The following is a 25,606-nucleotide window of genomic DNA, read 5'->3' on the forward strand; positions in this document are numbered from 1 at the left end:
CCGCTAGCCGGGCGCCGACGGGAGAGGGGACGGAATCAGCCGTTTGCTGCGGTCGCGCGGTGCCGGTAGTCGGCCGGCGTCAGCCCGGTGGCCGCCTTGAAGATCTGGCCGAAATGCGAGGCTGTCTTGAACCCCCAGCGCTGGGCGATGGCGGCGGCGGGCACGTTGAGGAGCGCGGGGTCAGCGAGGTCGATCCGGCACCGCTCGACCCGCCGGTCCCTGATCCAGGCGGCGACGCTGGCCCCGCTGTCCTGGAACAGGCTGTGCAGGTAGCGCACCGAGATGAAGTGGGCGGCCGCCACCTCCCGGGGGCCCAGATCCGGGTCGCCCAGATGCTCGTCCATGAACCCGTAGATGCGGTGCAGGAGGTTTTCGCGGCTCGCGGCCGGCGGCGTTTCCGCGGCGGCCCCCGGCTGGCCGGTCAGCATGGCGCCCACGAGGTTCATCACCCCCGCGACGGTGGAATAGCGGTTGGCGTTGGAAACCGAATCCACCGTCTCGCTCAGTGTGCTCAGCAGGGCCCATACCGACGGCGCCAGGCCCGCATCGGCTTCGAGGCGCGTAGCGGTGAGCTCATCCAGCCCCTCGCCCGAGGCGGCGACCAGCCTTTTCGGAAACTTCAGGCAGAGCGACCGGTAGTCGTCGCTGCTGGCCACCGACGCCGGCCGGGTCGAATCGTAGAACGCGAACTGGCCCGGCTTGAGGATGGCCGTCCGGTCATCCTGCGTCAGGCGGAACTCGCCGGACAATTGAAGCGTCAGCAGGTACTCCGGGCGATGGCTTTGGCTGATTATCGAAGCGTCCCGGTGGGCCGCGTGCCGGCCGCATGCCATCGTGATGAACTCAAGGTCCGCGAACGGCCTGCTGCTCACCGCTCCGGTGAAGGAGTTCGGCTCATCGAAATCGAAGTCGAAATGCAGCAGCGACCGGGCAACCGTATCCCGCCAGCCGGCGGACGATACTGGTTGGTCGAGCGCGGGAACGCCGGATACCGGTCCCGCTGAGCTGGCTTGAGCCACGGCACACTCCCTCCCTGGAATGCCTGCTTGAAACCCCAATCATCCCGCCGGGCCGCGCCGTCGACGGGTGGAAGCATTCTAGCCTGCCTTTTGTGCTTCGTGTCACAAGCCCGGCGCCGGATGGTCCGGCTGCTGGTCGGCGGCGGTGACGCTCCCGCTTCAGTGCGCGCATTCGACAGTCCCGTGCAGGCTCCGGGGATGTTCGTGAGCCGCATCACTTGTAGGCTCTGGGTGCAAGCCCGATCCCGCACTGAATTCCCGCACTGAAAGGACACCCGGCGTGGTTACATCCATAACGCTGCCCCGCAATCTGCGCGTGGGCGGAGGAGCCGTCGATCAACTGCCTGAGGTTGTGGCCGGACTGGGCGCCGCCAGGCCTCTGCTGGTCACGGATTCCTTCCTCGTCGGCACTGGCCTCGCTGAACGGCTGCTGGCCGGACTCAGGAACGCGGGCCTGGACGCAGGGCTATTCGACGGGACGGTCCCTGATCCCACGACTGATTCGCTGGTTGCCGGTGTGGAGCAGGTCCGGGCGCACCGGGCCGATTGCCTGATCGGCCTCGGCGGCGGCAGTCCCATGGATACGGCCAAGGCCCTCGCGCTGCTCTCCGTCCAGGGCGGGGAAATGCGCGACTACAAGGCTCCCATGGACAACCGCGGCCCCGCCCTGCCGGTCATTAACATTCCCACCACGGCCGGCAGCGGCTCGGAGGCAACGCAGTTCACGATCATCACCGACAGCGCCTCCGACGAGAAGATGCTCTGCACGGGCCAGGCTTTCCTGCCGGCCGCGGCGATCGTCGATTTCGAGCTGACGGTCTCCATGCCCCCGCGGCTGACCGCCGACACCGGCGTGGACGCTCTGACGCATGCCGTCGAGGCCTACGTCAGCCGGAAGGCGAACAGTTTTTCCGATGGGCTGGCCCTGGCCGCGATCGGCACGATCAGCCGCAATATCCGCCGGGTGTACGCGAACGGGGAGGACCGGGATGCGCGGGAAGCGATGATGTTCGCCGCCACGCAGGCCGGCATCGCGTTCTCCAATTCCAGCGTGGCCCTGGTGCACGGCATGAGCCGCCCGATCGGCGCGCACTTCCACCTGGCCCACGGGCTGTCCAACGCGATGCTCTTCCCCGCCGTCACCGCGTTCTCGGTCGGCGGCGCCGAAGCCCGGTACGCCGAATGCGCCCGGGCCTACGGGGTGGCCGGCGAGGCGGACTCGGATGCCCTGGCCGCGGGCCGGCTGGTCGAGGCGCTCACCGTGCTCTGCAAGGACCTGGACGTCCCGACCCCGCAAAGCCTGGGCATCGGGCAGGACCGGTGGCAGGAGCTGGCCCCGCTGATGGCGCAGCAGGCCCTCGCCTCCGGGTCCCCGGGAAACAACCCCGTGGTCCCGACGGCAGAGGAGATCGAGAACCTGTACGCGCAGATCTACAGCTGAGCGCCCGGGCGCGCCGGATCAGCCTTGGGTGCCGGCGCCGGTGCCGACCGCGGCACCGGCCCGGGCGCGGACGGCGGCGCGGGTGTCCTCGTTGACAAGGTCGGCGTTGATGGCGGCGCCGGCCAGCACGCCCGCCCCCGCCGCGGAGGCGACCATGGAGCCGAGGTTGCTGACGTTGCCGGCCGCCCAGACGCCCGGGATCTTCGTCTCGCCCATCGGGCCGGCCTCGATGAACTTCCCCAGGGGCATTTCCGCCAGCGTGCCGCCGAGCTGCTCGTACAGGTCGGCCTGCGCCACGAAGCAGGGCGCGACGACGACGGCGTCCAGCTGGTACTCGCTCCCGTCTTCCAGGACAAGCGCGCGCAGGGCGTCGTCTTCGCTGCGCAGCCGCTCCACCTTCCCGCGCACCACGCTGATGTCCAGCGCGGCCAGCTGCTCCCACGCCGCGTCCTCGGGCTCGGGCATCGTGTTCAGGAAGAGCGTGACGTCCTCGCTGAGCTGGCGAAAGAGGAAGGCCTGGTGGATGTTGTGGGGACTGGTCCCGAGCACGCCGATGCGTTGGCCGCGCACCTCGTAGCCGTGGCAATAGGGGCAGTGCAGCACGCTCTGGCCCCAGTGCTCACGGACGCCGGGAACGTCGGGCAGTTCGTCGACCAGTCCCGACGCAAGAAGGAGACGCCGCACGCGGACGGTGGCACCGCCGTCGTACTCCACCTCGAATCCGCCGTCCACGCGGCGCGCCGCAACCGCCCGCCCCTCGCGGAACTCCGCGCCGTACTGCTCGGCCTCGCGGCGTCCGGTTGCGACCAGCTCCAGCGGGGAGATGCCCTCGCGGCCGAGGACATTGTGCGCGGCGTGCGACGGGGCGTTGCGCGGCTCGCCGGCGTCGATAACGACGGCGGAACGCAGCGAGCGTCCGAGCGCGACGGCCGCGCTGAGGCCGGCTGCGCCGCCGCCGATGACGGCGACGTCGTGGGTGAAATCAGTGCTCATGGGGGCTCCTTGGGTCAAATCGGTCTGGCGGTTGTTCAGGGGCGGCGGGCGGCCCAGGCTGTCCTGCTGACGCGGACCGCCAGATCGCCCCGGTTGGCGAGGGCGTCCGGATTGCCGGCGTCCAGGAGGTGGTCCAGGGTCCGGCGGTCGGCCGCGGAGAGTTCCCCGTCCAGGGCCCGGCGGATGCGGGTCAGGAAGGCGTGGGCGTAGCGGCCGGCGGCCTCGCCCGGCCGCGCTTCCGGCGTGAAGCTGCGCTGCGCCGCGACCCGGAAGCCCGCCCGCTCCAGGGGTTCCCGCCAGTCCGGGTGTGCGTTCCAGCCGGCCCGGGCGAGTGCCTCGTGGCAGCGGAGCTCGAGCCCGGGTTCGCCGAGTCCGACGTCGCGGGGCAGGAAGCGGGGCAGAGTGTCCATTTCGATGGCCACCAGCAAACCATTCGAGGCCAGCGCGGAAAAGGCGTCTGCCAGGATCCGGTCCGGCTCCGCGACCTCGTGCAGCGACGACGCGGCCCAGATCAGGCCGGCCTCCCGGATGTCCGGCCAGTCCTCGTCCAGGTCCGCCTGCAGCGGGTGGATGCGGCCGCCGAGCCCGTGGCGGTCGGCGGCTTCACTGAGGCGCCCGAGCATGTGCGGGGAATTGTCGACGGCGGCCACCTCGGCCGACGGGAAGCGCCGCGCCAGCGCGATGCTGCCGGCCCCCGTGCCCGCGCCGAGGTCGACGATGGTCCGCGGGGCCGCCGCGGCGAGGCCCGCCGCCCAGTCCGCAATCTCGTCCGAGTAGGGGCCCAGGGCCGCCGCCTCGAGTTCGAGCAGCTCGGCCACTCCCGCCTTGCCGCCGTGGTCCTCGTGGCTGTGGTCGTTTCCGTGGCCATGGCCGTGGCCGTGCCGGTCGTGTGTGTGACCCTGGCGGTGCCCGGAATCGTGATGATGCTGCGTCGTCATGGTTCCAGCCTAGGCCGATCCTGCTGCTTCGGCATACAATCTTGCCTATGACGCAAGAACTCGATCTGGACGCCGTGATTCGCCAGCGCATCCGCGGCCTGCGCCTGGCCCGCGGCTGGTCCCTCGACTCGCTGGCCGCCCGCTGCTTCATCAGCCCGTCCTCGCTCAGCCGGATCGAGACCGGACATCGGCGGATCGCGCTCGACCAGCTGGTGCCGATCGCCCGCGCCCTCGGCACCACGCTCGACGCGCTCGTCGAATCCGACGAGGACGAGGACGTGGTCATCCGGCCCGAACCCGAGCACGCGAAGGGGCTGACCACCTGGCTGCTGTCGCGCGAGGGCGCGCTGAACGGCGTCACGGTGGCGAAGATGCTCATCACCCCGGAACGCGAGGCGTCGCAGGCGCAGGTCCATCCGGGGCGCGAATGGTTCACCGTCCTGTCCGGCACCGTCCGACTGCAGCTGGGGGAGCGGACCATCCTGGTCGAGCCCGGCCATGCCGCCGAGTTCTCCACCATGGTCCCGCACGCCATCGGCGCGCACGGCGGCCCCGTCGAAATCCTCACCATCTTCGACCACGACGGCGACCGCGCCCACCTGCACGGCCCGGACGGGGCGCCGCAGAAGTGATGCGAACGTTAGATGGGATCCGAGGCGCAGGAGGGCGCCGCCGTCGTACATTGGGCAGATGAATCACATCAGCCGTTGGGCCGCAGCCGCAGCGCTCGCCGCCATCGCCGTCCTGGCCCTGCTGCTGCGGGAACCGGACGAGGCGTGGCTGCCGACCATCTTGACCGGGGCAGTGCTGCTGGCCGGTGCCTGGATTATTAGCCCGGCCTTCCGCGGTCCGCATACGCCGTGGGCGAGGCTGCAGGAGGAAACGGGACGGACCGGCAGGGTCGTCATCTTCTGGCGGCCGGGCTGCATGTACTGCCTGCGGATGATGGCCATGCTGGGGCTGTCGGGGCGGAAGGCGCACTGGGTCAACATCTGGCGAGACACGGCCGCCGCGGAGTTCGTACGCACGCACAATGCGGGCAAGGAGACCGTGCCGACCGTCATCCTCGCCGGCGACGTGCTGACCAATCCCGGCCCCGGCCTGGTGAAGCAGGCGTTGGCCAAAGGATGAGGCGGCTCCTTTAGGGCCGCGCGTCGATGGTAGCTTTGGCAGGAGCGTAAGAGCCGAAGCGAGGGGTTGAACCATGGCTGATCTGCACCTGGCCGGAGAGCCGGCGGCCGACGAGCTGCTGGGTACCAACCCGTTCGCCCTGCTGACCGGGATGCTGCTGGACCAGCAGATCCCGATGGAAGCGGCCTTCAGCGGCCCGGCGAAGCTGGCCGAACGGCTCGGCGGCCTCGACCCCCGGCGGATTGCCGAGATGGACTCCGAGGAGTTCCTGGACACGTTCCGGCAGAAACCTGCCGTCCACCGGTTTCCGAAGTCGATGGCCGGCCGCGTGCAGGACCTCGCGCGGGCCATCGTCCATGATTACGACGGTGACACATCCCGCATCTGGACCGCGGCGGATCCGGACGGGGCGGAGGTGCTGTCCAGGCTGAAGGTCCTGCCGGGCTTCGGCGAGCAGAAGGCGAAGATCTTCCTCTCGCTGCTGGGCAAGCAATTCGGCCTCGTCGCCTCCGGCTGGCGGGAGGCCGCGGGTGATTACGGACGTGAAGGCGTCACTATGTCCATAGCCGACGTCACCGGCCCCGACTCACTCCTGGCCGTGCGCGCGTACAAGCAGGAACAGAAAGCCAAGAAGAAGCAGTGAGCGGTGCCGGAGTGGTGGACCAACGAGATGCCGGAGGAACAGTTGGGCGGCCCGCTCCCGGGAGGGCGCCGCGCCAGTCCCTTCGCGAAGTCCAGAAGCAGTTGACGCGCGAACGGTTGATCGAGGCGGCGCAGGAGGAGTTCCGCAGCCGCGGTTATAACGAGACAACGGCCGAGAATATCGCCAAGGCCGCTGGGGCGAGCCGGGCCACGTTCTATGTGTACTTCCGGAGCAAGGCTGAGGTGGTAGCCGAGCTCATGCTGCGCGGCGAAGAGGGCGTCCTCGCCGCCTACCGCCGCCTGGACGCGCTCGAGGACCCGGACCTGGCCAACGTGATGGACTGGCTGGACGGCACCGTCGAGCTCTGGCGCGAGCGGGCCAGCGACTTCAACACGATGGAGCAGGCGCTGGCCAACGACGAGCTTGTCACCGAGACCTGGATCAAGGTGCTGGGCAACAGCTACAAGGTCATGCCGAGGATCTTTTCGCGATTCCCTGACCCGAATGACCATGAACATGCCCGGCTGCATCTGCTCACTCTGCAGATGGCGCTGGATCGCACCCTGTTCTTCGCCGTTATCCGGGAGAGGCCCGTCGACATGAAGATTCTCAAGGAAGTGCTTGCCGCCCAGTGGCTGGAGTTTGTCCGCCGCGGCACGTAGCCGTCCGGTACAGCGCGAAGGCCGGAAGCAGTCCAAGCCGGCAGCAACGAGAAGGCCGGGAGTCCCTGAAAACGGACTCCCGGCCTTCATGCCTCTCGGTGCCGATTGCGACGCCGGTCAGCGGCCGATGGGTGGCAGGCAGCGGTCGATCAGTGGCTGGCGACCTCCGTCAGGCGCACGCTCTTGGACAGGGCGAACGCTGCCACGATGGCGACGATGCAGACAATGGCGGCGGTGAGGAAGCCGAGGCTGTAGTTTCCCGCCGGGGGCAGCGGGGCCGCGGGCGTGGTGTTCAGCCCGATGATCGCCGCGTAGATGGCCGTTCCGATGGACGAAGCGGACAGCGCGATGCCGACGTAGATGGAGGCGGTGCCAGCGCCCTTTCCTTCCGGAGCCTCGGCGGCGATGATCGAGATGGCGATGGTCAGCACCGTGGTGTAGGCGACGCCGTAGAACAGTATGCCGACGATGACGGCCCAGAGCTGGGTGTGCATGAAGTACAGCCAGATGAAGGAGAGCATCAGCAGGAAGGCTCCGGCGGCCAGCGGTGCCCGGGGCGGGACGCGGTGCAGGAGCCGCGGAATGAAGACCGAGACGACGATGCCGGCGATGGTCATGGGGATGAACAGGAATCCGGCCGTCAGCGGATTCAGGCCGAAGCCGTAGCCGGCCAGCTGCGGCGGGGTCATCGCCCAGCCCATGACGAAGTTGAACAACATGATTCCGGCGATGCCCAGCGAGATGAAGACCAGGTAAGCCGGCAGGAGGCGGGTGCTAAGAAGCAGGCTGACGTCGACCAGCGGCTGCTTGCTTCGGGACTCTGCGACCAGTGCCAGGACCAGCCCGGCAGCACCGGCAATGATCCAGGTCAGGGTGGCTGGGGAGAAGAAGCCCCAGGCCGAGCTTTGGCTAATGCCGATGCAGATGGCGGTGAGCGCGAAACCGAGCAGGGCGACGCCGGTCACGTCGAGGCGCTGCTTGCGCCCTTGGTTGCGCAGGACGGCGTCTGAGTCCGAGCCCCACAGCAGCATGCCGACGAGGCTGAGCACGGTCAGGGCCGCGCCGACCCAGAAGGTGGTTCGCCACGTGGCGTCGAGCACGACCATGAGCCCGCCTAGGCCGAAGCCGAAGGTGACGCCGATAGCCTGCCCGCCGGCGATGACGCCGATTGCCTTCTTGCGGTCGAAGTTGCTGAGCCGGTCGTTCATGATGCCCACGACGAGCGCCTGCCCGGCCATGATCCCGGTCAGCGCCCGGCCGATGACCAGGACCGCGAAGGTCCCGGCCAGCGCCGAGATGACGTAGCCGGCAAGGATGCCCAGGATGCAGATGATCATGACCCGGCGGTGGCCGAAGAGGTCACCGGCCTTGGAGAGCAGCGGAATCGAAGCCGCCCCCATCAGCAGGGTGGACAGGAGCGCCCAGGAAACCTGGGCGGGGGTCAGGCCGAGTTCTAAGCTCATCGACTGGTAGAGCGGGATCGCCATCATGGCGCCGATCTCATTGAGCATCTGCAGGCCGGAAAACGTGATGGCCATCAGCATGCCCGCGCGCTTCCAGGGCAGTGTTCCCCTGGTCAGAGGGGCGCCCGCCGTGGCGGTCGGGGTGAAGGGAGCAGTCATGGTTCTCCTACAAGAAAGGTCCCGCAGGACCGCGAAAAGTGCCGGCGCGGACCGGGCTGCGCCGGTCGGCAGGGCTGTCGGCATGGAACCGGGTAACACGGAAAAGATGTGAGCTGCCTCATAAGGAGCTGAAGCGAGAACAGAATATCGCTAGACAGCTGTCTGGCAATAGGACGAACGCATTCTTTTTAAATATGGGTTTAGCGACTCACTAGACATGTGTCTTGTGAACTGCAACACTGGTGTCCGCCATCACAAACCATCCCGCCCGGTCGGCGGGCAACAGAAAGACGGGCCATGAACCTTGAAGGCAAAGTAGCGTTCATTACCGGTGCCGCATCGGGAATCGGCCTGGCTACGGCCCGGACCTTCGCCGCGGCCGGAGCCAGGGTGGTCGGAGCGGATCTCTCCGAGGCCGCGCTGGCCAGGGAATTTGCTGCCATCGACGGCGCCCTCGCCATTGCGCTCGATGTCACCGACAGCACGGCGGTCAACGAGGCCTTCGCAAAGCTGGACGCGGAGTTCGGCCGGCTCGACGCCGTGATCAACGCCGCCGGAGTCAACGCCCCCAACAAGGCGGCGAACGACAAGCTGGTGGAGTCCAACGTGCGTTCCTTCCGCGCGGCGCGGTCCGGCGAGGAGTACTTCCCGGACTTCCTTGGCGACATCACGGACGAGGACTTCCGGCGCGTGCTCGAAATCAACCTCTTCGGCCCCTTCTACGTCATGCGCGCCGCGGCCCCGCTGCTCAAGCGCACCGGCGGCGGAGCCATCGTCAACGTCTCCAGCTCCGCGGCCCTGCTCGGCGTACCGATGCCGGTGTACTACCCAGCGTCGAAGGCCGGCGTGCTCGGCATGACCCGCGGCGCGGCGGCGGAGCTCGCTCCGTTCAACATCCGCGTGAACGCGATCGCCCCGGGGGCGGTCGACACCCCGCTGTTCCGGCAGCAGCCGGAGGAAATCACCGGGATGCTCATCGGCATGCAGCCGATCAAGCGTCCGGCGGCGCCCGAGGAAATCGCCGAAACGCTGCTCTTCCTGGCCAGCGACTCCGGCGCCTATTACACGGGCCAGACGCTCTCTCCCTCCGGCGGCCTGCACATGTAATGCACCCTCGCGCCCGGCACCGCTTCGGTGTTTTGGCACCCCCGCGCTACCGCAGCGTACGACGGCGGCGGCCCACCGCCGTCGTACGCCCCGGCTTTCCCCGCCCAAGACTTCCGCGAACGACAGGAGACGAACTTCGTGAGCCATGACCTGAACCCCGAGACCCTCGAACTGCTCGAGACCACGATCCGCAACGACATCGCCGCCGGCGACTACGACGGTGCCCGGATCATCGTGGCCCGGCACGGCCGGGTGGCGCTGGATGCCACCCTCGGCTGGGCGGACCGCGCCGCGCAGCGCGAGATGCGCGAGGACAGCATCTTCCGCGTGCTGTCACTGACCAAGGCCTTCACCAACGCGCTGGTCTACCAGGCGCTCGGCGAGGGCAAGCTGGCGTTGAGTACCCGCGTCGTAGACATCATTCCGGAGTTCTTTGGACCCTCGCGCTTCCGCATGCTGCGCAAGGACCGGGTGAACCTGGCGCACCTGCTGACGCACCGCTCCGGCATGCCCGCCACCCCGGAACCGCTGCCGACGGAGGAGCTCGGCAACCTCGCCAGCACCATCGAGGCGATCTGCGCCCTCGACGTGATCCACGAGCCAGGGGCGAACCTGACCTACTCGCCGGCGGTCAACCACGCCCTGATGGGCGAAATGCTGCGCCGCGTCTACGGCGCCGACTCGTTCCGGGGCCTAGCCGAGAAGAATCTTTTCGGGCCGCTGGGGCTCAAGGACACCCGGTTCGGACCCCTGGATGAGTGGCGGGACCGGGTCGTGCCGCTCAAGGCCTACATTCCCGACAGCGGCTGGCTGTCCGCGCGCGACATCGAGATCCTCAACGACGTGGTGGATGAGGAAGCCGAGATGCCGTGGGTCGGCTCGGTCAGCACCGCGGCAGACGTCTTCGCGTTTGCCGAGATGATCCGGCGGAAGGGCGAGGCCGGAGGCCGGCAGTTGATTGCGCCGGCCATCCTGGAGGCGGCCACCACGCTGCAGACCGGCGACATGACCAACGACCTGTATGCCATGATCGCCCGGATGCGCGGCTGGGAAGAGCCGAAGGGCAACTTCGGCCTGGGCTTCTCGCTCAGCGGCACCGGCACCCATGCGTCCTTCTTCGGTCCGTTCACCAGCCCGCGGACGCACGGCAACTACGGCGCCGGCTCCACCCTGTTCTGGATCGATCCGGAGCGCGACATGACGTTCGTCTGCCTGACGGCCGGCGTCATGGATGAGGGGGACAACGTCCTGCGCTTCCAGAAACTCTCCACTATCGCCGCCTCAGCGGCCCTCTGATTGGAACCAGCATGAGCATCGAGACCACCCAGCTCCGCGAACGCGGCCCCCTGGCGCCCGACTTCGACCCGATGGGCGACGATTACTACCGCGACCCTGCACGCCACTTCGCGGAGGTGCGCGGCGACTCGCCGACCTTCTTCTTCCCCTACCTGAACGCGTGGATTGTCACCCGGCGCGCCGACGCCGAGATGATCCTGCCGGACTGGCAGAAGTTTTCGAGCGCCTCCAACGCCGGTCTGATTACCGTGCCGGAGAAGCACGCCCAGACCATGCCCGCGGAACTGATTTCACGGATCCTGGTCGGCTCCGACCCGCAGGGCCACACCATCGCACGCCGCGTGGCGCAGAAAGCGTTCCTGCAGCCGCGCATGGATGCGCTGCAGCCGCAGATCGAGGCCCGCGCCCACCGGATCATCGACAACATCGAGGCCGATGGCGGCGGCAACCTGATGGACGCCTACTGCCTGGAACTGACGACGCAGACACTGATGGCCCTGATGGACCTGCCGGCCGGGCTGGAACCGATGATGCGCCAGCTCCGCGACGACTTCTTCCAGGTGCTGGCCAGCGCGCAGGAGCCGCTGCCGGAACCTCGCCGCACCGAAGTCTGGGACCGCTACGTCGCTGCGCAGCTAGTGCTGCGGGATATCGTGCGCGAACGGCGGGAAAGCGGAGCCGACGACCTGATTTCCGTCATGGCGCGGGATAAGGACCGGGACGGCAACTACTCGCTTTCGGAGGCTCAGATTGCCCTGCACCTCGGAGAGTTCTCCGCGGCCGGTACTGACACCACGGCCCAGGCGATGGCCAACGCGGTCATCTTCCTGACCGAAAATCCCGCGGCGCTTGAGGATGCCAAGGCGGATCCCGCCCTGTGGCAGCGGGTCTTCGACGAGACCGTCCGCCGCCGGCCGTCCTCCACCTTCGCCTCGCGCCGCGCCAACGTCGACGTGACCATCGGCGGGGCCGACATCGAGGCCGGCGACATGATCTGGATCGCGCTGTCCGCCGTGAACACCGATCCCGAGTACTACGATCAGCCCTTCGAGTTCGATATCCACCGCGAGGACCCGCGCGACCACCTCGCTTTCACCAAGGGGCGGCACACCTGCCTGGGCCAGCCGCTGGCCCGGGTCCAAGGTTCGACCGGGCTCAACGTCCTCTACGAACGGTTGCCGAGCCTGCGCCCGGCCAAGGACTGGGGGCTGGACTTCATCCGGATGGCGCTGCTGCCGGTGCGCCGGAGCCTCGAAGTGGAGTGGGATGTTGCGGGGGCAATACCGCAGCACGTGGTCGAACTTCCGGCTGACCCGGCGGCAACGCTGGACCTCCGGGTCCGCGAATGCCGGCAGGAATCCGACGGAGTCCTGTCCCTGACGCTGGAGCATCCCGCTGGCGTCCCGCTGCCGGCCTGGACACCCGGCTCGCACATCGACGTTCACGTGGGAGGCTACGTCCGGCAGTACTCGCTGTGCACGCCCGGCGGAAGCCAGGACGCGTGGCGCATCGGCGTGCTGAAGGAAGAAGCGGGCCGCGGCGGCTCACGGTCTATCCACGAAACCGTCCGGGCCGGCGGGACCGTGACGGTCAGCCAGCCACGCAACAACTTCGTGCTCCAGCCGGCCGCCAAGTACGTCTTCATTGCCGGCGGCATCGGGATCACGCCCATCCTGGCCATGGTCGAGCAGGCCGAACGGGCCGGCGCCGAGTGGACGCTGGTCTACGGCGGCCGGTCCCGGTCCACGATGGCGTTCCTCGGCGAGCTCGCGCCCTACGGGGACCGGGTCCGCCTGGTTCCCGAGGACACAGACGGGCGCGTTGACTTCGGAGCCTACCTTCGCGATGTTCAGCCTGGCGCCCTGATCTACTGCTGCGGGCCGGAACCGCTGCTGAATGTAGTGGAGAAGGCCTCCGCCCACTGGCCCTCGGGCAGCCTGCACGTGGAGCGCTTCGTCGCGAAGGACATCGACACGACAGGCGACGTGGCGTTCGAGGTCGAATTCGTCGACAGCGGAGTGACGCTGACAGTCCCGGCGGACAAGTCCATCCTCGAAGTGGCCGAGGCCGCCGGACTGCCGGCCCTTTCCTCATGCAACGAGGGAACATGCGGGACCTGCGAAACGCCGGTAATCTCCGGCCGCCCCGACCACAGGGACTCCATCCTGACGGAGGATGAGAAGCAGAGCAGCGAAAGCATGTTTATCTGCGTCTCGCGGTCCCAGGGCGGGTGTCCCCTGAAGCTGGGCCTGTAGGCGGCGATGAGAGCCGCCGGCGGTCGCCCCGGCCTTGGCCGGCTAGAGCGACCGCCTGGCCCGCGGTCCGAGCAGGACCTCGACGAATTTGGACGCGACCTCGGAGAGGGCCCGCTGGGAACTCCAGAGGGCCACGACATGCAGCGGTGGCAGCGGTGGTTCGACGTTTCGGGTGACGACGGTGGTCTTGGCGATTTGCTGGATCTCCGGCGGCATGATGCTGATCCCCATGTCGGCGGCGACCAGGGGAAGCGTGGTCTGCAGGCTCGTCACGGACTTCATGCGGGGCAGGGACAAACCCTGCTCCAGCCAGTAATCGACCATCAGCTCCGTAATGCCCGGCACGCGGATGCTCGGCGAGGGCAAAAGCCAGGTTTCGTCCATCAGCTCCGCGAGGTTGACGGACTTGGGGGAGTCCTTGAAACGGTTGGGCAGCACGGCGGACAGCGAGAGTTTCGAGATTGGCTCGACCACTATGTCTTCCTGATACATGGTCCGCATCTTGGCGGGGGCTCCCGTTGCAACAACGGCAATATCGAGGCTGCCCGAGCGGATGCCCTCGATGACGGTCGCGGACTGGACGTCGGTGAGGGTGACGTCTGCGTTGGGGGAGAGGTCGCCGAAGCGTGCGAGGACACGCGGCAGGTACGCCCAGGCGAACGGCAGGATGACGGCCAGATGGAGGCTGCCGCTTAGCCCTTTGCCCTGGCGGCTCAACTCGCGTGCGAGCTGGTCCGTCTCGTCGACCAGCCGTGCGCCCTTCTCCAGGAGCAGTTCGCCCGCCCGGGTCGGGACGATGCCCCGGGCGGTGCGCTCGAGCAGCTTGACGCCTAGCTCATCCTCCAGGTTCTTGAGTGCCGCGCTCAGGGGTGGCTGGGTCATCTGCAGTACCTTGGCCGCCTTGGATATCGATCCCTGGCGGCTGATCTCGAGGAAGTAGCGAATGTGGCGGATATCCATACTTTGATTGTATGTCTCGCCGCTTCAACTTGGTTGAAAAGTATGGCTGTGTCGCTTGGGTCACCCTAGGGTGGTCTCAACCGTGACAGCAATCACACGAAAAGAGCAAGGAGGCCGCATCGTGACTATCGAAGCCAACCCCCGGATTCAGGACGACTGGAATCCCATCGAGGTAACCGACTATCCGTCCGAATACGACCGGCTGCGTGCGGAGCGGCCGCTGGCGTACACCAGCGACTACGAAGGCTTCTACGACTTCATGCGCTACTCGGACGTGCAGAAGGGATCCCGCGACTGGCGTACCTATGCCAGCGGGCAGCCGTTCCTGGAATTTCCGGACTTCATGCGGTCCATTCCGATCCAGGAGAACCCGCCGACCCACACCTTCTTCCGGAAGTTCCTGGCGCAGTACTTCACCCCGCAGCGGGTGGCCATGCTTGTACCTGATATCGAAGAGATCGTGGCGCGCAGCCTTGATCCGCTGATTGAAGCGGGAGAGGGCGACATGATCGAAGAGTTCGGAACGATCGTGCCGCAGCAGGTCCTGGCCAAGTTCATGCTCCTGCCGGACGACGCCTGGAAGACAATGGCGGCAAGCCTCGCCAGGGCGGATGCCGTCCGCCACGACGTCCAGGCCCTCCGGGAGGTCAACAAGGACCTGTGGAACCCGACGGTCGAGGCACTCATCGAGGACCGGCGGGCCAACCCCCAGGACCCGGCCATCGACATCATGTCCGGCGTGCTGGAGCTGGAGCCCGAGGGCCGGCCGGTGACCCACGAGGAGGCGGTCGCCATCGGCGTGCAGATCTTCTCGGCCGGCGCAGACACCACGACCGCCGCGATCGGTTCCATCATGTCCTACCTGGGCAGCCGGCCCGAGGCCCAGCGCGAGCTGCGGGACGAGCCCGCCCTCATCGAGACCGCCGTCGAGGAACTACTGCGGCTTGCCCCGCCGCTGCACCACACCGGCCGGAAGGCGACCAAGGACGTCGAGGCATACGGCATCACGATTCCCCAGGGATCGAAGGTGGGGCTGAACGTGTACTCCGCGAACCGGGACGAGGAGAAATTCGAGCACGGCAACGAATACCGCGCCGACCGTTCGCCGAACCCGCATCTGACCTTTGGTCACGGGCCGCACCAGTGCATGGGTGCGCCGATTGCCAGGGCCGAACTGCAGACGATGCTGGCCCGGCTCATCGCCAAGACCAGCCATTTTGAACTTGCCGCTGATCCGGTCTCCAATGGCCGGCCGCTCCGGACCGGGTGGAGCCATGTCCGGGTCCGTTTCGAGAAATAAGGAGAAGAAGAGATGACTGCCGAAACTCTGCAGCGGCCCCTGACTACCCTGGACCGCACTCCGCTGCTGGTCGGGGCCAAACGTGCTGCCTCCGACTGCGTTGTGGAGCTGGAACTGGTCCATCCGGATGGCGCCGGACTGCCGGAATGGGAGCCGGGGGCGCATGTCGAGGTCCACCTGCCCTCGGGCCTGAGCCGCCAGTATTCGCTGTGCAGCACTGCCCGGTCCAACGGAACGTACCGGCTGGGTGTCCTGAACGAACCGGCGAGCCGGGGCGGTTCCCGCTACATCCACGAGGAGCTGCGCGAGGGCGACGTCGTCGAGGTGTCCGGGCCCCGCAACAACTTCCCGCTGGTGGAATCGCCGGCCTACCACTTCATCGCGGCCGGCGTGGGCGTTACCCCCATGATGCCCATGATCGAGGCCGCCGAGCGGCAGGGCGCAGACTGGAAGATGACCTTCATGGGACGCTCCCGCTCATCCATGGCCTTCTGGCGGGAACTCGCGGACGCGTATCCCGGGAAGGTTGAGGTTCGCCCCGACGACGAGTTCGGCTTCCCCGACCTGCGTGCCCTTTTGGGCTCTCCCCGCGAGGACTACAAGATTTACGCCTGCGGTCCCGAAGGACTGCTGCGGGCCCTGGAAAGCACGACGGCGGACTGGCCGGCCGGGACATTGCACCTGGAGCGCTTCGCGCCCAAGGATGCGGAGGCACTAACGGCCGCGACGTCGTCGTTCACCGTCAAATTGGCGCTGAGCGGACTCGAGATCGAGGTGCCCGCGGACCGCAACATCGTCGAAGTCGCCGAGGAAGCCGGGGCACCGGTGATCTTCTCCTGCATGGAGGGAACCTGCGGCACCTGCGAAACGCGCATCCTGTGCGGCGAGGCCGACCACCGCGATTCTATTCTCAGCGACGAGGAGAAGGCCTCCAACGAGATGATGATGATCTGCGTTTCCCGGGCCAAGTCCGACGTTATCGAACTCGAACTCTAGAGCAGGCAGGGACAACACCCATGAACATCGAACAGCAGCAGCCCGTCCTGATCGTCGGGGCGGGGCCGGTCGGCATCCTCAATGCATTGGGCCTGGCCAGGGCCGGCGTCCCGGTGGCCGTCTTTGAGCGCGCCGCCGAAGTCGTCCAGTCGCCGCGGGCCATGGTCTACCACTGGTCCGTCCTCGACGGCCTGGAGCGCCTGGGCCTGTTCGAGGATGCCACCGCGAGGGGCTTCCTCAAGCAGGACTACACCTACAAGGTGTTCAAGACGGGCGAGGAGATCAACTACGGACTGAAGTCGCTCGAGGGCCGCGTCAAGCACCCATACAACCTGCACCTCGGCCAGAACGTGCTCGTCGAGATCGCCCTGGAGCATCTGTCCCGCTACCCGCACGCCGAAGTCTTCTGGAACCACAAGTTCGTCGGCGTCGAGCAGGCCGCGGATTCGGTGACCGCCAGTTTCGAAACACCGATCGGCGCCGCCACCGCTACCGGTTCATGGCTCATCGGGGCCGACGGGGCAGGCAGCCGGGTCCGCCAGAGCCAGGGCATTGACTTCGAAGGCATCACCTGGCCAGAGCGATTCGTCGCCACGAACATCCGCTACCCTTTCGAGGCCGCGGGCTACAGCCAGACCACCATGCTCATCGACGACCGCTACGGCGCGATCATTTCCAAGATCGACAACAGCGGGGACACCGGGCTGTGGCGCTACACCTACTGCGAGGACGCGTCGCTGCCGGAGGAACAGGTCACCGAGCGGATGCCCGGGTACTTCGCCTCGATCGTCGAGGACCCGGAAAACGTCGTCGTCGAAGCGTTCTCGCCCTACAGCATGCATCAGCGCGCGGCCGCGTCGTTCCGCTCGGGGCGGGTGCTGCTGGCCGGTGACGCCGCCCACGCAACCAATCCCACCGGCGGCCTGGGGCTGACCAGCGGGCTGTTCGATACCTACGTGCTCGCCGAGGCTCTGGCTGCGGTCATCCGGGGCGAGGCGGAAGGCACCGTGCTGGACGAGTACGCGCGCGAACGCCGGCGGGTCTTCACCGAGGTGGTCAACCCGGCTGCGAGCAACAACAAGCGGCTCGTCTACCATTCGTCGGACCCCGTCCTGCTGGAGGAGGACCTGGCTGCGCTCCGGCGGCTCCGCACCGATGAGGATGCCGTGGTCAAGCGGCTGCTCTTCCCCAAGTCCCTCGAAACGGCTTCCCTGATTGGAGCGTGGTAACCGTGGCCGGTATCAGCGACTTTGCCGGACGGACGGCCGTCGTCACCGGCGGCGCCAGCGGCATCGGCTTCGCCCTGGCGCAGCGCTTCCTGCAGGAAGGCATGCGCGTGGCGATTGCCGACGTCGAGCAGTCTGCCCTGGATCGGGCAACCGCCGAACTCTCTGCCCATGGGGAGGTCATGGGCCTCCGTACTGACGTCCGCGAGGTCGAGGAGGTGCAGGCGCTGGCCGACGCGGTGCTGGCCAAATTCGGCCGTATCGACGTCGTCTGCAACAACGCCGGGGTGGAAACCGGCGGCAGCTTCCTGAGCATCCCGGGGGAGGCTTGGCGCTGGGTGATGGACGTGAACTTCTTCGGCGTGCTCAACGGTTGCCGGGTGTTCCTGCCCATCCTCGAAGCGAACGGCGGCGGCCACATCGTCAATACGGCTTCCGTCGCTGCCTTCAACTCGGGCACGGCGACGATGACGCCGTACTGCGCCTCGAAGTTCGCCGTGCTGGGCATGAGCGAGTCCTTGGAGATCGAGCTTCGCACAGCGGGCAGCAACGTCGGCGTCTCGCTCCTGGCCCCGGGGCCGGTCAAGACCAGGATGGTCGACGCCGAGCGCAACCGTCCGGCTGATGTGCCGGCGGCAACCGAGCCCGGACGGGTCGCCGTCATGGAGCGGCTGGCGGCCACGACCGCCGAGATCGGGCTGGAACCCTCCGCGGTGGCCGACAAGGTGCTGGACGCCATCCGTGCCAATGAATTCTTCGTCCTCACCCATCCGGAGATGGCGCAGGTCGGTGTCCAGCGCCGGCTGGACTGGATGGCCACGGGTGTCCCTCCCGCGGCACGCCAAGCCGGCTCCTGATCCCTAAAAACCGTCCATTGAAGGAATGCAATCATGACTGAAACCATCATTGAGGCGCCGGTTTCGGACTACGACGCCTTTGCTCTCGAGTCCCTCCACGACGTCCATCGGCTCGACGGTGAGCAGCGGGAGATCGCTCCCGTCGTCTACATGGAGAAGTACGGCTACTACGCCATCACGCGCTTCGCCGAAATCCAGAAAGCGCTGCGCGACTGGCGGACGTTCTCCTCGACGGACCGACCATTCTACGCGCCCTCGCCGTTTCGCCCCCGCACGCTGATTTTGGAGGACCCGCCGGAGCACACGGCGTCGAAGTCCGCCGTCTTCAAGGTTTTCGACGCGGAGAACCTGGCCAAGATGTCCGAGTACTTCAAAGCGCAGGCAGAGAAGCTGCTCGACGGCATGCTGTCTGACGGCCCGGCCGAGATCAACGCCTACACGGACCTGTCGGTCAAGTACGTGCTGAAGGTCTTTCCCGACGTCCTCGGCCTGCCCGAGGAAGGCCGAGAGCTCCTGCTCAAGTTCGGGGACGCCGTCTTCAACGTCTTCGGCCCGCCCAGCGACTTGCAGGCCCAGAAGCTGGCCAGCGGCGCCGAAGCCATGGAATGGGTCGAATCCAACACCGCCCGCGACGTGCAGCGCGAGGGCGGCATCGGCTGGCAGCTCTACTCGATGGCGGACGAGGGGAAGATCTCCGAGCACACGGCGCAGCAGATCCTGAAGTCGATTTTCGCCGCCGGGTTCGACACCACCACTGCGTCGATCGCCTCGATGATCCGCGCCTTCGCAGATCACCCGGGGGAGTGGGAGAAGCTGCGCGCCAATCCGGACCTGATCGACAACGCCTGGGAAGAGGCCATCCGCTTCTACCCGGCTTCCCGCTACGGCGGTAGGTACGCGGCGAAGGAAACCGTCCTGGGCGGTGTCCGGATTCCCGAGGGCGCCAAGATCCTCACTATGTGGCTAGGCGCCGGCCGGGACCCGCGCCAGTACGACGCCCCGAACGAGTTCCGCGTCGACCGCGACCTCAAGGGCGGACACCTGTCCTTCGGCTTCGGCATCCACACCTGTGCCGGCAACCAGGTGGCCCGGCTGGAGGCCCGTACCTTGCTGCGCGCCATGGTGGAGCGGATCGAAAAGATCGAGCTCATCGGGGAACCGCGCCAGACCGTGAACTACCAGGCCTTCGGACATGACTTCGTGCCCGTCCGGCTGACTCCCGCGGTCTGACGGGTAGGGCAGCGATGGATGCAAATGCTGCCGGTCCGCACCACAGCGCCTTGGCGCGCACGGTGCGGACCGGCGGGTTCTTCCTGCCGGGCGACCTGCAGGACTCCGCAACGGGGGCTTGGCAGCTGGGCCCTGCCTGGGTCCAATGGGAGGCCCCGGCTTCCGGGACTAATAAATGCCCATTCGTCTTCGTCCACGGCGGCGGCGGGCAGTCCACCGATTGGTTCGGAGTGGCTGACGACGTCCCCGGCTGGGCGCCGCAAGCCGTGGAACAGGGATTCCCCGCCTACCTGCTGGACCGGCCCGGGCACGGGCGCTCGCCGTATGATCCGGCGCGGCTGGGGGCGCGCACTGGTTTCCCCGACTATGCCGGCGCGGCTGCAGTTTTCGTGCCCGAAGGGGGAAGCACGACGGCGGGAAGTGCGAAGGGGGGAAGTCCGACGCAGGGAAGTACGACGGCGGGAAGTACGACGGCGGTGAATGCCGCCTGGCCGTGGGGCCGCGCGCCTGGCTCCGCGGAGCTCGACGCGCTGGTGGCTTCGTCATCCGGCATGCTGACCGATACTGCGCTCAGCCAGGAGCTTGACGCGCGGCGCATCACCGACCTGCTGGAACGCACCGGCCCGGCGGTGCTCGTGACGCACTCGGCCGGCGCCGCGGGCGGCTGGCTGGCGGCGGCCCGCGCCCGCCACAACGTCCGCGCTGTGGTCGCGGTGGAGCCGATCGGTCCGCCGTACCGATCCCTCGGACCCCGCGGACGGCTGGACTACGGCGTCACTGCCGTCCCGCTGGCGCCCTCAACCAGCGATGCAGCACCGCCCTCGGGCACCTGCGCACCGCTCGGCGGCGTGCCCGTGCTGGTGGTTTCCGGCGATTCTTCCGGCCGGGCGGACAACGACGCCGAGACCGTGGCTTTCCTGGACCAGGCGGGGGCCCTCGCCTCGCACCTGCGGCTCGAGTCATTGGGCATCAGGGGCAACGGGCACGGCCTGGTTTTCGAGGCCAACACCAAAGACGTCTTCGCGCCGGTGCTGCAGTGGCTCGCCGGCCTCAACATCAGCTAATCCAGATCAACTAGTCCGACTATCCAGGAGCACGCAATGACGCAAGCAACGCCTCTGTCCCGGCAACGGGAGCAAACCCCGTCGACCAACCTGCGCATGTGGGGACTCGATTCCCCGAAGATGGACATCGACGCCGCCCACCTGGTGGTCGGCGCCGAGGGCACCGTCCGGATCCCGCTTCCCGCATACCTGATCGAGCACGAGCAGGGCCTGGTCCTGTTCGATACAGGCATGAACCCGTTGGTCTGCGACGATCCGGGACTGGTTTACGGCGAAGGCCGGCCGGAGCGGGACATGATCGTGGGCGAACCGGAGCAGCGGATCGACCGGCAGCTGGCCGAGCTCGGGTACCGGCCGGAGGACGTCACGCACGTGGTTCTCTCGCATACCCACGCAGACCACGCGGGCGGCCTGTACCTCTTCCCGCAGGCCAGGTTCTACGCCGGCCCGGGGGAACTGCAGTGGCAGGCAGGCCACGGACCCTCCACCTCGCACCTCTTCAATCCCACCGACTTCACCGACGAGGTCAAGGCGTTCGACTGGCACACCGTAGCGGCCCCGAGCCAGGACCTCTTCGGCGACGGCGCCATCACCATCCATCACACGCCCGGGCACACACCGGGGGAACTGAGCGCGTTGGTCCGGCTGCCGTCCCAGAACATTCTCCTCACCGGCGACACCGTTCACCTGCGCGAGGCCGTTGAGTGGGATGAAGTCGACCCGTCGGACTGGGACTTCGACGAAGGACGCGCCTCCATTGCGAAGCTGAAGCACCTGCGCGACACGGAGGACGCCAGCCTGTGGATCGCCCACGACCCGCGTGACTGGGAAGACTTCGGCGGTCCGCTGAAGGAAATCGCCTGATGGCGCGCCTGCTCTTCGACTACCGCTGCACCGAGTGCCGGGCGGACATCGAACTGTACGTGCCCACGCCGGCGCCGGCCAGCATGGAGTGCCCGGCCTGCGCGGGTGAAGCCCGACGGCGGTACACCAGCAAGGGGCTCGCCCTGAGCGGGGAAAACCTGCGGGCGGTAGCGCCGGCCTCCGGCGGCATCGACTGCCGGGACAATGCCGACGTTCCCGGGCTGTGCCACGTGGCTCCCTCTGCCCGCCGCCGCCTGATCGCCCGCCACCGCGGCGACGTCGATACGTACGAGGCGGAAACCAAACGGCAGACGCGCGAGTTCGAGGCCAAGGGACCCGCCAAGCTCCACCAGGTCATCAGCCACAGCCACTAGCCGGACAAGGGAAACCGCGCCGGACCCCGTCAGGGAGTCCGGCGCGGTCGTGTGCTGCGTACCCCGCAGCAACGCCCTACCCCTTGGGCGGGACCACCCGGACGGCAGCGAAGACCAGCGACCATCCAAAAAGCGGGAACAAAAAACTGCCCGGCCAGCTGAAGCAGCTGGCCGGGCAGTTTGCGTGAAGTGCGCGATGGGCGTCTCAGCCTTTGTCTTTGTGGCCGGCCCAGCGGGCGATCTCGGTATGGTCGGCCGCGACATCGAGGTCGGCCGCCGCCTTGGTCCACAGCTCCACGGCGGAGTTGCCCAGCAGGCTCGGCCGCTCGATGTCTTCCGCCAGCTGGGTAGCGATGCGCATGTCCTTGAGCATCAGCCCCAGCCCGAAGCCGGAGTCATACCGGCCGGTGAGGACGAAATTCGGCCATTTGTTTTCGGTGGAGCCGCTGCGTCCGCTGGAGGAATTGAAGACCTCGAGCATGGTTTCCGGGTCCAGGCCGAATTCCTGGCCGGCGACCATGGCTTCGGAAGTCGCGAGGAGATGGGTGGCGGAGAGCAGGTTGTTCAGGGCCTTCAAAGCGTGTCCGGAGCCGACGGCGCCGGTATGGCGAACCCTGCCCAGCACGGAGAAGATCGGCGAGAGCGACTCGACGACCGCCGCATCGCCGCCGGCCATGATGGTCAGCGTTCCCTTTTCCGCCCCGCCGACGCCTCCGGAGACGGGTGCATCGACGAGCCGCGCGAGACCCTCGGCGGCCAGCCGCTCGGCGAGGGCCCTGGTCCGTAGCGGCTCCGAGGAACTCATGTCCACAATGACGGCGGACGCGGACAAAGCCGCAGCGACGCCGTCGTCGATCAGGACGGATTCGACGATGGACGAGTTGGGCAGCATCAGGACCAGGACGTCCGATGCCGCGGCGACTTGGACGGCGGTTTCGACGGCGGTTCCGCCGGCGTGCGCGAGCCGGGCACGGTTTTCCTCGGCGAGGTCCGTGCCGGTCACGGAGAACCCGGCTTCGGCCAGCCGGCGGGACATCGGGGTCCCCATGTTGCCCAGGCCGATGAAGCCGATCCGTGGCTTGGCCGCATCAGACATTGACGCTCATCTCCTTCATGGTGGCTTCGGCGATCCGGAAGGACTCCAAGGCGGCCGGGACGCCCACGTAGATCGCGGTCTGCAAGAGCACCTCCCTGATCTCCTCGGGGGTGACGCCGTTGTTGATGGCGCCCTTGACGTGCACGGAGAGTTCATGGCCGCGGTTCAGGGCGGTCAGCATCGCCAGGTTGACCAGGCTGCGGTCCCGGCGCTCCAGTCCGGGGCGGGACCAGGTGGCGCCCCAGCAGTATTCCGTCACGAGTTCCTGGATGGGGCGGGCGAAGTCGCTGACGCTCGCCATCGACTTCTCCACGTGCGCTGCGCCGAGCACTTCCTTGCGGATCTGAAGTCCTTCCGCGAACGTCTCTTCGTGCGTGTGGTGCTTTTCCATGATTTCCTTTCGGGGGCGGTACGTGGGTGGCTGCCGGGATCAGCCGGCGTGCGCGGGCTCGGCGCCGGCCGGGGCGAGCACGATGTCGAAGCGGGCGCGGGTCCAGCCGGAAGCCAAGGCGCGGCCGTCCTGAGTCGGCGTTCCGGCCGGCTGCTGGACGAAGTCCTTGACCAGCGACTCCTTGACGCCGAAGACCGTGTCCGACTTCAGCAGCTCGTCGCCGCGGACAAAGATGTGCGTGACCAGGGTGCGCAGCCCCTCGGCGGTGACCATGAAGTGCAGGTGCGAGGCCCGCATCGGCGAGCGTCCGGTGGCCTCGAGCATCCGCCCGACCGGGCCGTCGTGCGGAATCGGGTAAGGGGTCGGCGTCAGGCCCCAGAACGAGTACTTGCCGTCCTCGTCGGCGAAGAGGTGCGCCCGACCGGCGACCCGGTTATCGTCGTACTGCACGTCATAGAAGCCGTCCTCGTCGGCTTCCCAGACTTCGATCCTCGCGTTCGGCACCGGGTTGCCCTCGGTATCGGTGACCGTTCCTTCGATCCAGCAGGGCTGGCCCGGGGCGCCGCCGGCGATGTCGCCGCCGTTCGGGATCTCGGGTGCGTCGTCGACGAAGAACGGCCCGAACACCGTGGCTTCGGTAGCGACGGCGCTGCCGGTGCAAGTCGGGTTGTTGACGTTGATGGTCTGCATCGAGGCGCCGAGGACGTCGGAGAGCAGGATGAATTCCTGGCGGCGGTCGTCGGTGATGTGCCCGACGGCGGTGAGGAATTCGATGGCCTTGTTCCACTCCGCCTCGGTCAGCCGGACGTCGCGTATGAACGCGTGCAGATGGGCCACCAGCGACTGCATCACCTGCTTGAGCCGGGGATCAGGGGTGTTGTCGAAGGACGCGAGGACGGTAGCGATCAGGTTTTCCTCCACCGCCGTCTGCTCGGCGGCGACCTGCCCGGTGGCCGGCTGGTGGGTGTCGGCAGTGCTGCTCATGGTCAGTTCTCCTCTGGTTCAGGCGGTGGCAAGGGCACGGACGGCCGGGACTTCGCCGGCGAGGGCCGCGCGCATGAGTTCCGTCATGCTTTCCTCGGTCACCGCTGCGGGGTTCGACGGCGGTGCGGCCGCGATCACGCGGCGGACCGCTTCGGGGATGTCCGCTTCCGTGAAGCCGTAGTCCCGCAGCGCGACGGGCGCGTCGAGCCGGCTCCGGAGTTCATTGAGCAGGCTCACGGCGTCCTCAGCCGTGCCGGCACGCCCTTCGGACGCAGAGACGTCGGCCATGCCGGATCTTAGGGCGGCCGACAGGCGGGCGGCCGCATCGGGCGCAGCCGGGCCGTTGAATGCGAGCACGTAGGGCAGCACGGTCGCGTGGGTTTCCGCGTGGGGCAGGTTGAAGGTCCCGCCCAGGACATGGCAGATCTTGTGGTGCAGGCCCGAACCGGCGGAGGCGAAGGCCACCGCGGCGAGGTAGGCGCCGTAGAGCGCCGTCTCGCGTCCCTTCATGTCGTGGGGATTCCGGGCGATGCGGGGGAGACCGTCGGCCAGGGCGCGGACGCCTTCCGCCCCGAGCGCCTGGTTGATCGGGTCCGCTTTCGGCGCCCACAGCGAATCGACGCAATGCGCGAGCGCGTTCAAACCCGACGACACGGACAAGGCGACCGGCAGCCCAATGGTCAGTTCGGCGTCGTAAATCACCGCGGCCGGCAGGACCTTGTCATCGATGCCGGTGGTCTTGGTCGCGCCTTCCGTCAGGCCCCAGACGTTCGTTGCCTCGGACCCCGCATAGGTCGTGGGGACCGCGATGATCGGGATGCCACTCGTCAGCGCGACCGCCTTGGCCAGGCCCGTCGTGGAGCCGCCTCCGACGCAGACGATCAGGTCGATGCCGGCGTCGGCGGCGGCCTGGCGGGCCTTCTCCGCCGTCTCGACGGGGACGTGCTGGACGACGTCGGAATGCCATAGCGCCACGTCGATGGAAGCAAGGGCCTTATCGGCAAGGCTCCGCTCGAATTCCGAGGAGATGCACATGATCCGGCGGGCTTCGTGCCGGACCACCTCCTTGGCGACGTGTTCCGCGGCCTTGCCCGTGCCGAAGAGCACTCGCTGGCCGAGGGTGATGTGTTCGAAGTTCATGGTTTCCTTCCGGAAAG

General features: G+C 67.6%; 25 protein-coding genes. 16 read left to right on the top strand and 9 right to left on the bottom strand.

Annotated elements, in window-relative coordinates; genetic code table 11:
- Positions 1-35 precede the first annotated feature (35 nt).
- A complete protein-coding gene (locus WFH44_RS13655) occupies positions 36-1,019 on the bottom strand; it encodes a helix-turn-helix domain-containing protein (RefSeq protein WP_336714443.1) in 984 nt (327 codons plus the stop codon).
- 280 nt (positions 1,020-1,299) lie between these two features.
- Between WFH44_RS13655 and WFH44_RS13660 the strand changes: the two genes are divergently transcribed.
- The gene (locus WFH44_RS13660) at positions 1,300-2,460 is read left to right on the top strand and encodes an iron-containing alcohol dehydrogenase (protein ID WP_336714445.1); all 1,161 of its coding nucleotides are present in this window, start codon (positions 1,300-1,302) and stop codon (positions 2,458-2,460) included.
- 18 nt (positions 2,461-2,478) lie between these two features.
- Here WFH44_RS13660 and WFH44_RS13665 read toward each other — a convergent pair whose 3' ends face one another.
- Positions 2,479-3,453 carry an NAD(P)/FAD-dependent oxidoreductase gene (locus tag WFH44_RS13665; RefSeq protein ID WP_336714447.1) on the bottom strand — a complete coding sequence of 325 codons (975 nt, stop codon included), beginning with the start codon at positions 3,451-3,453 and terminating at the stop codon, positions 2,479-2,481.
- A gap of 35 nt (positions 3,454-3,488) precedes the next feature.
- Complete coding sequence (locus WFH44_RS13670) at positions 3,489-4,391, bottom strand: class I SAM-dependent methyltransferase (protein ID WP_336714449.1); 903 nt, start codon at positions 4,389-4,391, stop codon at positions 3,489-3,491.
- A gap of 47 nt (positions 4,392-4,438) precedes the next feature.
- Here WFH44_RS13670 and WFH44_RS13675 point away from each other — a divergent pair, with 47 nt between their 5' ends.
- The 4 genes from WFH44_RS13675 (at position 4,439) to WFH44_RS13690 (ending at position 6,827) form a co-directional block, all read left to right on the top strand.
- The gene (locus tag WFH44_RS13675) at positions 4,439-5,023 is read left to right on the top strand and encodes a helix-turn-helix domain-containing protein (RefSeq protein ID WP_336714451.1); all 585 of its coding nucleotides are present in this window, start codon (positions 4,439-4,441) and stop codon (positions 5,021-5,023) included.
- A gap of 58 nt (positions 5,024-5,081) precedes the next feature.
- A complete protein-coding gene (locus WFH44_RS13680) occupies positions 5,082-5,522 on the top strand; it encodes a glutaredoxin domain-containing protein (RefSeq protein WP_336714453.1) in 441 nt (146 codons plus the stop codon).
- Between the two features lie 73 nt (positions 5,523-5,595).
- On the top strand, positions 5,596-6,165 hold the full coding sequence (locus tag WFH44_RS13685; protein WP_336714454.1) for an HhH-GPD-type base excision DNA repair protein: 570 nt from the start codon (positions 5,596-5,598) through the stop codon (positions 6,163-6,165).
- Positions 6,162-6,827 carry a TetR/AcrR family transcriptional regulator gene (locus WFH44_RS13690; protein WP_336714455.1) on the top strand — a complete coding sequence of 222 codons (666 nt, stop codon included), beginning with the start codon at positions 6,162-6,164 and terminating at the stop codon, positions 6,825-6,827. The genes WFH44_RS13685 and WFH44_RS13690 overlap by 4 nt, the downstream gene beginning before the upstream one ends.
- A gap of 149 nt (positions 6,828-6,976) precedes the next feature.
- Here the strand turns inward: WFH44_RS13690 and WFH44_RS13695 are convergent, their stop codons facing one another.
- Positions 6,977-8,449 (bottom strand): MFS transporter, encoded by a 1,473-nt coding sequence (locus tag WFH44_RS13695; RefSeq protein WP_336714456.1) that lies wholly within the window; start codon positions 8,447-8,449, stop codon positions 6,977-6,979.
- 297 nt (positions 8,450-8,746) lie between these two features.
- Between WFH44_RS13695 and WFH44_RS13700 the strand changes: the two genes are divergently transcribed.
- The 3 genes from WFH44_RS13700 (at position 8,747) to WFH44_RS13710 (ending at position 13,107) form a co-directional block, all read left to right on the top strand.
- On the top strand, positions 8,747-9,556 hold the full coding sequence (locus WFH44_RS13700; protein WP_336714458.1) for an SDR family NAD(P)-dependent oxidoreductase: 810 nt from the start codon (positions 8,747-8,749) through the stop codon (positions 9,554-9,556).
- A 138-nt stretch (positions 9,557-9,694) separates the two neighbouring features.
- Positions 9,695-10,852 carry a serine hydrolase domain-containing protein gene (locus WFH44_RS13705; RefSeq protein ID WP_336714460.1) on the top strand — a complete coding sequence of 386 codons (1,158 nt, stop codon included), beginning with the start codon at positions 9,695-9,697 and terminating at the stop codon, positions 10,850-10,852.
- A gap of 11 nt (positions 10,853-10,863) precedes the next feature.
- A complete protein-coding gene (locus tag WFH44_RS13710) occupies positions 10,864-13,107 on the top strand; it encodes a cytochrome P450 (RefSeq protein WP_336714462.1) in 2,244 nt (747 codons plus the stop codon).
- Positions 13,108-13,149: 42 nt separating this feature from the next.
- Here WFH44_RS13710 and WFH44_RS13715 read toward each other — a convergent pair whose 3' ends face one another.
- Complete coding sequence (locus tag WFH44_RS13715; RefSeq protein WP_336714464.1) at positions 13,150-14,067, bottom strand: LysR family transcriptional regulator; 918 nt, start codon at positions 14,065-14,067, stop codon at positions 13,150-13,152.
- A 121-nt stretch (positions 14,068-14,188) separates the two neighbouring features.
- On the opposite strand from WFH44_RS13715, the gene WFH44_RS13720 reads away from it, so the two are divergent.
- Genes WFH44_RS13720 through WFH44_RS13755 form a run of 8 tightly spaced genes read left to right on the top strand, consistent with a single transcriptional unit; the run spans position 14,189 to position 21,978 of the window.
- Complete coding sequence (locus WFH44_RS13720) at positions 14,189-15,367, top strand: cytochrome P450 (protein WP_336714466.1); 1,179 nt, start codon at positions 14,189-14,191, stop codon at positions 15,365-15,367.
- A 12-nt stretch (positions 15,368-15,379) separates the two neighbouring features.
- Positions 15,380-16,363: a PDR/VanB family oxidoreductase gene (locus WFH44_RS13725; RefSeq protein WP_336714468.1), complete on the top strand. Its 984-nt coding sequence runs from the start codon at positions 15,380-15,382 to the stop codon at positions 16,361-16,363.
- 20 nt (positions 16,364-16,383) lie between these two features.
- A complete protein-coding gene (locus tag WFH44_RS13730) occupies positions 16,384-17,592 on the top strand; it encodes an FAD-dependent oxidoreductase (protein ID WP_336714470.1) in 1,209 nt (402 codons plus the stop codon).
- A 2-nt stretch (positions 17,593-17,594) separates the two neighbouring features.
- On the top strand, positions 17,595-18,446 hold the full coding sequence (locus WFH44_RS13735) for an SDR family NAD(P)-dependent oxidoreductase (RefSeq protein ID WP_336714471.1): 852 nt from the start codon (positions 17,595-17,597) through the stop codon (positions 18,444-18,446).
- A 33-nt stretch (positions 18,447-18,479) separates the two neighbouring features.
- A complete protein-coding gene (locus WFH44_RS13740; RefSeq protein ID WP_336714473.1) occupies positions 18,480-19,676 on the top strand; it encodes a cytochrome P450 in 1,197 nt (398 codons plus the stop codon).
- Between the two features lie 14 nt (positions 19,677-19,690).
- Positions 19,691-20,740: an alpha/beta fold hydrolase gene (locus WFH44_RS13745; protein ID WP_336714475.1), complete on the top strand. Its 1,050-nt coding sequence runs from the start codon at positions 19,691-19,693 to the stop codon at positions 20,738-20,740.
- Positions 20,741-20,776: 36 nt separating this feature from the next.
- Positions 20,777-21,604: an N-acyl homoserine lactonase family protein gene (locus WFH44_RS13750; protein ID WP_336714477.1), complete on the top strand. Its 828-nt coding sequence runs from the start codon at positions 20,777-20,779 to the stop codon at positions 21,602-21,604.
- The gene (locus WFH44_RS13755; protein ID WP_336714479.1) at positions 21,604-21,978 is read left to right on the top strand and encodes an FmdB family zinc ribbon protein; all 375 of its coding nucleotides are present in this window, start codon (positions 21,604-21,606) and stop codon (positions 21,976-21,978) included. Before WFH44_RS13750 ends, WFH44_RS13755 begins: the two co-directional genes overlap by 1 nt.
- A gap of 205 nt (positions 21,979-22,183) precedes the next feature.
- Here WFH44_RS13755 and WFH44_RS13760 read toward each other — a convergent pair whose 3' ends face one another.
- Genes WFH44_RS13760 through WFH44_RS13775 form a run of 4 tightly spaced genes read right to left on the bottom strand, consistent with a single transcriptional unit; the run spans position 22,184 to position 25,589 of the window.
- Positions 22,184-23,074 (bottom strand): NAD(P)-dependent oxidoreductase, encoded by an 891-nt coding sequence (locus WFH44_RS13760; protein ID WP_336714480.1) that lies wholly within the window; start codon positions 23,072-23,074, stop codon positions 22,184-22,186.
- On the bottom strand, positions 23,067-23,465 hold the full coding sequence (locus WFH44_RS13765) for a carboxymuconolactone decarboxylase family protein (RefSeq protein ID WP_336714481.1): 399 nt from the start codon (positions 23,463-23,465) through the stop codon (positions 23,067-23,069). The genes WFH44_RS13760 and WFH44_RS13765 overlap by 8 nt, the downstream gene beginning before the upstream one ends.
- A 39-nt stretch (positions 23,466-23,504) precedes the next feature.
- Positions 23,505-24,449 carry an intradiol ring-cleavage dioxygenase gene (locus tag WFH44_RS13770; protein WP_336714482.1) on the bottom strand — a complete coding sequence of 315 codons (945 nt, stop codon included), beginning with the start codon at positions 24,447-24,449 and terminating at the stop codon, positions 23,505-23,507.
- An 18-nt stretch (positions 24,450-24,467) separates the two neighbouring features.
- Positions 24,468-25,589: a maleylacetate reductase gene (locus WFH44_RS13775; protein ID WP_336714483.1), complete on the bottom strand. Its 1,122-nt coding sequence runs from the start codon at positions 25,587-25,589 to the stop codon at positions 24,468-24,470.
- Positions 25,590-25,606: the final 17 nt, after the last annotated feature.

The sequence above is a fragment of the Arthrobacter sp. USHLN218 genome (genome assembly GCF_037144715.1).
Classification (GTDB): domain Bacteria; phylum Actinomycetota; class Actinomycetes; order Actinomycetales; family Micrococcaceae; genus Crystallibacter.